This is a genomic window from Kribbella sp., assembly GCF_035687465.1.
Lineage (GTDB): Bacteria > Actinomycetota > Actinomycetes > Propionibacteriales > Kribbellaceae > Kribbella.
The window spans coordinates 1-5,389 of the sequence record NZ_DASRXP010000751.1 but is presented as its reverse complement, the minus strand read 5'-3'; the positions used below and the strand labels follow the sequence as shown (position 1 = coordinate 5,389).

Sequence of the window (5,389 nt, the reverse complement as noted above, 5' to 3'; positions counted from 1 at the left end):
CACCCCCATGACGACCGGCTCGCGAAAATGTGACCGGTGCCGGAGGAGAGGATGACCCTATGCCTGACGACGACTGGCTCGCGGCCCGGTTCGAGGAGAATCGCGACCGCCTGCGCGCAGTGGCGTACCGGATGCTCGGCTCGCAGCAGGAGGCCGAGGACGCGGTCCAGGAGTCCTGGCTCCGGCTGAGCCGCTCCGACCCGCAGTCGATCGACAACCTCACCGGCTGGCTGACCACCGTCGTCGGGCGCATCTGTCTCGACGTACTCCGCGTCCGCCGTTCGAAGCCCGAGCAGTCCGTCGGGGAACACTCCCCCGCGCTCACCGACCACGACGTACCGGATCCCGAACTCGAAGCAATGCAAGCCGATTCGGTCGGCTTCGCGCTCCTGGTCGTGCTCGAGACGCTGACGCCGGCCGAGCGACTGGCGTTCGTGCTGCACGACATGTTCGCGGTCCCGTATGACGACATCGCTCCGATCGTGGGGCGCTCCCCCGCGGCTGCCCGGCAACTGGCGAGTCGGGCGCGGCGCCGGGTGCAAGGGCCACCGGAGATTCCGGCGGCGACTGCGGCGCGGCAACGTGAGATCGTCAGTGCATTCCTCGCCGCTGCGCGAGGCGGTGACTTCGAGGCCCTGCTGGAGCTGCTGGATCCTGGTGTCGTTCTTCGCGCGGACGAGACGGTGTCGGCGAGGGGCGCTGCAGCGTTGGTGCGCGGGGCCGCCGCTGTGGCGGAGAACTTCTCGGGTCGCGCGAAGGCCGCGAAGCTTGCGCTCGTCGACGGTGTCGCGGGCGCGGTCTGGGCCCATCACGGCGAACTGCAGGTGGTCCTCGCGTTCACCGTCACGGACGGCCGGATCACCTCGATCGAACTGCTGGGAGACGCCGACTACCTGCGCGAGGTCGAGGTCAGCATGCTCGAAGGTTAGTGGGACGGATGTGACTCGTGTGCTCGCTTTCCCGCTGGACGCGACCAGGCGCGACACCCCGGATACTCAGTTTTCCTGGCCGGAGAAAGTGCGCTACTGTTCTGCTCTCGCACCGAGCAGACCGGGCACCACCGGGTCGGCTCACCGCGATGCGAACGTAGCTCAGTTGGTAGAGCGCAACCTTGCCAAGGTTGAGGTCGCCGGTTCGAACCCGGTCGTTCGCTCGGTACAGGTCGGTAGGCTGAGACTCTGTGGTGGAGTGGCCGAGAGGCGAGGCAACGGCCTGCAAAGCCGTGTACACGGGTTCGAATCCCGTCTCCACCTCGAACAATTCCTAACTGAAGATCTTGGACGATTGGCGCAGCGGTAGCGCGCTTCCCTGACACGGAAGAGGTCACTGGTTCGATCCCAGTATCGTCCACGTAGACGATGGGCGACTCGTGTCCGCGGAGAGCGCGGACCGGGTCGCCTACGTTGTTTGTGCGCGGCTTCGCCGCGCGGAGTGGGGGCTTCGCCACCCACACCCCCTTTGCTGTGGCTGGCGTAATGCCGTGGACCGGGCGTAACTGGCACTGGTTGAATGCGTGGGCATGAGTTCGATGTGGACCGGTGAGCGGGTTCGGTTGCGTGGGATCGAGCCGGAGGACTGGGCCGAGTTTCGGCGGTTCGATGACGACACCGAGGTTCAGCGGGATGCTGACATGGTTCATCTGCCTCGGTCGGATGCCGCGTCCTTGCAGTGGGCTGAGGAGCAGTCACTGCACAAGGCTGAGAACGACCACTTCCAGCTCGCGATCGAGGCGATCGAGACCGACACGCTGGTCGGCGCACTGTCGACGAACGGCACCAGTCAGCGCGCCGGTCGGTTCAGCTACGGGATCGCGATCGGGCGGGAGTATCACCGCCACGGTTACGCCAGCGACGCCGTGAAGATCCTGCTCCGCTACATGTTCCTGGAACGCCGCTATCACAAGGCCGAAGCCGGGGTCTACGGCTACAACGAGGCCTCGATCGCCCTGCACGAGCACCTCGGCTTCCAGCATGAAGGACGCCTGCGGGAGCACGAGTTCCTCGGCGGCGCGTACCAGGACATGGTCCTGATGGGCATCACGGCCGAGGAGTTCGCCGAGCTTCACATGCGCAAGTGAGACCCACCGTTGAAGTCGAGCACGGTCCCGGTCGCGAACTCGGCCTCGGGAGACGCCAGATAGAGGATCGCGGCCGCCACCTCATCGGGCGACGCGACTCGTTCTAACGGGCTCTCCAGCCGACGGCGGTCATACCCGTCGCCGGACAACGCGTCCGCCGCCATGTCGGTCGTCGTCCAGCCAGGCGCGATCGTGGTGACCGCGATCCCATCCGGACCGAGTGCCCGGGCCAACGACTGCCCGAACGAGACCAGCGCCGCCTTGCTCGCGCCGTACGCCGGCTGGTTCGGTTCTCCGCGGAACGCTCCGCGCGAGGAGACGTTGACGATCCGCCCACCACGACCCATGTGCCGCACCGCGCACCAGGTGACGTTCGCCGCGCCGACCAGGTTCACAGCAAGAGTGCCGGACCACGCCCGCTGCCAATCCTCGTACGACGTGCGCCGGATCGGATGTGGTTCGTACACGCCGGCGTTGTTCACCAGTACGTCGATGCCGCCGAGCGCCGACGCGGCTCCATCGACCATCTCCTGGATCCCCGCCGGATCCGCGAGATCGGCCTGCGCCAGGACGTGGCCATCCCCCGGCAACTCCTTCAGAACGGTCGTTGCCGCTTCCTCAGATGCGCCGAAATGGACCGCGACCCGATCACCGGCAGCGGCGAACGCCTTCGCCGTAGCCGCCCCGATCCCCCGCGATGCCCCAGTCACCAACACAGCTCGATCCATACCCCCGAGTCTTCCACCCCGGGTCTAGAGCCGGGGTTTGTTGTCTCGGCGGTGTTCTTTGGTTTGGCGGATCCATTGTTTCTTGGTTTCGCGTTGAAGCCGTAGGTCGGTACGCCGGGCCATGAACGCCGCTTCGCGTTGAAGTTTCTGCCAGCTCTCGTACCGACGTACTGGCAGGGCGCCGTCCTCGAGAGCAGCTTGTACTGCGCAGCCGGGCTCCGTCGCGTGCGCGCAATCCGTGAACTTGCACCGCTCCACCAGGGCGGTGATGTCCGGGAATGCGGCGGCCAGGCCTTCACCGGATTCCTGCAGGCCGATGCCCCGGAGTCCGGGGGTGTCGATCACGACACCACCCTGCGGCAGAACGATCAGCTCACGCCGTACGGAGGTGTGGCGGCCTTTGCCGTCTTCGCGAATCGCCTGGACGTCGAGGAGTTCCACGCCAGCCAGAGCATTGACCAGCGACGACTTGCCCGCGCCACTGACACCCAGCAACGCGAGCGTCGCGTTCTCGTCCAAGAGAGCGCTCACTGCATCCAGACCCTCGCCCGTCGTGGCGCTGCACACCAGAACCTCGGCACCTGGTGCCGCAGTGGCCACGTCCTCCGCGATGGAGTCGGCGTCGACGACCAGATCAGCCTTGGTCAGTACGACGACCGGGCGGGCGCCGCTTTCCCAGGCGAGCGCGAGGAATCTCTCGATCCGGCTGATGTTCGGCTCGGGTTCGAGGCCGACGACGATCGCGACCACGTCGACGTTCGCCGCGAGAACCTGGCCTCTGGACGAACCACCGACCTCGGCGCGGACGATCGCGCTGCGGCGCGGAGCCAGGGATTCGACGGTGACGCGGTCGTCGGGCCAGCGACGCAGGGCGACCCAGTCGCCCGTACACGGCGTCGCCTGGGAGTCGGCGGCGATCGCGGCGAGCAGGCCGCCGGACCAGGTGGCGCGGACGGGGCCGTCCTCGGTGAGGATGGTGGACAAGCCTTTGTCGACTCGGGCGACCCGTCCCGGTACGAGTTCGGCGGCGCCCGGAAGCGTGGCGAGGTAGTCGGCGGTAGTGGCGTCGAGACCCAGGGCCAGAAGTTCAGCTGACATCGTGCGGCGAACCTTTCGAGAGGCCCGTCCGCGAGATCAGCTCAGCGGACGAACGGAGCGGGAGACAACGGCCCGATGGTGGGCCAGATCGAAGCTCATTTGGTCGTCAACTCCCTTCTGTGTCCTGCCGTCCGGATGACGGTCTGTCGCGATGTGATCAGCCTATTCGTCAGGTTCAACCGGTGCACTGGGTTTTCCCACCGACGCCCGTCGCCGCCCCGCCTTCAGCTCCCCACCAACCCCAGCCGCCCCCTCCACCTTCAGCTCCCCGTCCCCCTTGGGCCGCCCCTCGGCCTTCAGCTCCGCGTCACCCTTGGACCGCCCCTCGGCCTTCAGCTCCGCGTCGGCCGCCGCCTGACGCTCGCCCTCGCCCTGACGCCCGACCGCCTGCTTCCTGTCCGCTTCCACCTTGGCGTCCGCCGGCACCTCGCCGTCCGCCTCTGGTTTTCCGTCCCCCGCCACCGGAATGGAAGGCGCCTCCACCGGTGCCTTCTCTGCACGCTTGTCGCTGTCCTCGCCAAGCGCCTCGACCGCTCGCGCGATCTTCGCCTCGGGCCGCTCGTGGGCAACCGGCACGTCTTCCACGTGGTGCGGTTCCGACTCGGCCTTCATCACCGGTTCGACCTCATGGTCCTTGCGAGCCTTGTGCGGCCACAGCCGATCGACCACGGCATTCAACGCGGCCCCGATCAACACAGCGATCGCCGTCATATACAGCCACATCAGTACGGCGATCGGCGCCGCCAACGGCCCGTAGATCGACGTACCGCCGACCGTGCTCTGGAGGATCCAGCGCAGCACGAAGCTGCCGAGGATCCAGATCGACAACGCCAGGAATGACCCCGGCAGATCCGAGACCCACGGCGTCCGGACCGGGACCGACAGGTGGTAAAGGGTGTTCAGGAAGCCCGCCGACAGGATCGTGACGACCGGCCAGTAGAGCTGGCCCAGGAAGTCGACTCGCTGCGGCAGCAGATCGTTGACTACATCCGGGCCGGCCAGCACCAGCGGCAGCACGATCACGCCGACGACCAGCGCCGCGCAGTACAGGCTGAAGGACAGCGCCCGGGTCCGGACGATGCCGCGCTTGCCGCCCATCCCGTACATGATCGTGATGGTGTCCACGAAGACGTTCAGCGCCCGGCTCCCGGACCACAGGGCGAGCAGGAAACCGACCGAGATCACGTCCGGTCGTCCGCCGCTGCCGAGCACGGTGTTCAGCGTCGGCACGATCACGCCCTTGACCGAATCTGCCGTCAGCGCCCGGCCCGCCAGGTCGATGATCTGCAACTTGATGTCGGTGATCGTCTCGACCTCGAAGAACTGGTCGGCGATGAAGCCGATACTGCCGGCCAGCCCGAAAATCAGCGGCGGCAGCGACAGGATGGCGAAGAACGCCGCCTCGGCGGCCAGGCCGGTGACCCGGTAGCGCAGGCAGACGCCGACGGTCTGGGTGATCAGCTTCCAGGTCGTCGCCGGAATGCGT

The 5,389-nt window shown here is 67.1% G+C and carries 5 protein-coding genes and 3 tRNA genes; 5 read left to right on the top strand and 3 right to left on the bottom strand.

Annotation, left to right across the window (positions count from 1 at the left end):
* Positions 1–59: 59 nt before the first annotated feature.
* The 5 genes from VFG33_RS40630 (at position 60) to VFG33_RS40610 (ending at position 2,077) form a co-directional block, all read left to right on the top strand.
* Complete coding sequence (locus tag VFG33_RS40630) at positions 60–929, top strand: sigma-70 family RNA polymerase sigma factor (protein ID WP_325058380.1); 870 nt, start codon at positions 60–62, stop codon at positions 927–929.
* 151 nt (positions 930–1,080) lie between these two features.
* Positions 1,081–1,153, top strand: a tRNA-Gly gene (locus tag VFG33_RS40625).
* A gap of 29 nt (positions 1,154–1,182) precedes the next feature.
* Positions 1,183–1,253, top strand: a tRNA-Cys gene (locus tag VFG33_RS40620).
* A 25-nt stretch (positions 1,254–1,278) separates the two neighbouring features.
* Positions 1,279–1,350 (top strand) — tRNA-Val (locus VFG33_RS40615).
* Positions 1,351–1,519: 169 nt separating this feature from the next.
* Positions 1,520–2,077, top strand: coding sequence for a GNAT family N-acetyltransferase (locus VFG33_RS40610; protein WP_325058379.1), 558 nt, complete (start codon positions 1,520–1,522; stop codon positions 2,075–2,077).
* Here VFG33_RS40610 and VFG33_RS40605 read toward each other — a convergent pair.
* The 3 genes from VFG33_RS40605 to VFG33_RS40595 form a co-directional block, all read right to left on the bottom strand.
* A complete protein-coding gene (locus VFG33_RS40605; RefSeq protein ID WP_325058378.1) occupies positions 2,062–2,805 on the bottom strand; it encodes an SDR family NAD(P)-dependent oxidoreductase in 744 nt (247 codons plus the stop codon). The two genes, VFG33_RS40610 and VFG33_RS40605, sit on opposite strands and share 16 nt — an antisense overlap.
* A 24-nt stretch (positions 2,806–2,829) precedes the next feature.
* Entirely contained in the window at positions 2,830–3,903 is a 1,074-nt protein-coding gene (gene rsgA, locus VFG33_RS40600) for a ribosome small subunit-dependent GTPase A (RefSeq protein WP_325058377.1), read from the bottom strand.
* Positions 3,904–4,065: 162 nt separating this feature from the next.
* Positions 4,066–5,389: YihY/virulence factor BrkB family protein (locus tag VFG33_RS40595; protein ID WP_325058376.1), on the bottom strand; the 1,324-nt coding region annotated here is incomplete at its 5' end.

What these genes read in the sequence shown, in the direction of transcription:
- VFG33_RS40630 (WP_325058380.1), top strand. Translation starts at nt 60, where the DNA reads ATGCCTGACGACGACTGGCTCGCGGCCCGGTTCGAGGAGAATCGCGAC.
- VFG33_RS40610 (WP_325058379.1), top strand. Translation starts at nt 1,520, where the DNA reads ATGAGTTCGATGTGGACCGGTGAGCGGGTTCGGTTGCGTGGGATCGAG.
- VFG33_RS40605 (WP_325058378.1), bottom strand. Translation starts at nt 2,805, where the DNA reads ATGGATCGAGCTGTGTTGGTGACTGGGGCATCGCGGGGGATCGGGGCG.
- rsgA (WP_325058377.1), bottom strand. Translation starts at nt 3,903, where the DNA reads ATGTCAGCTGAACTTCTGGCCCTGGGTCTCGACGCCACTACCGCCGAC.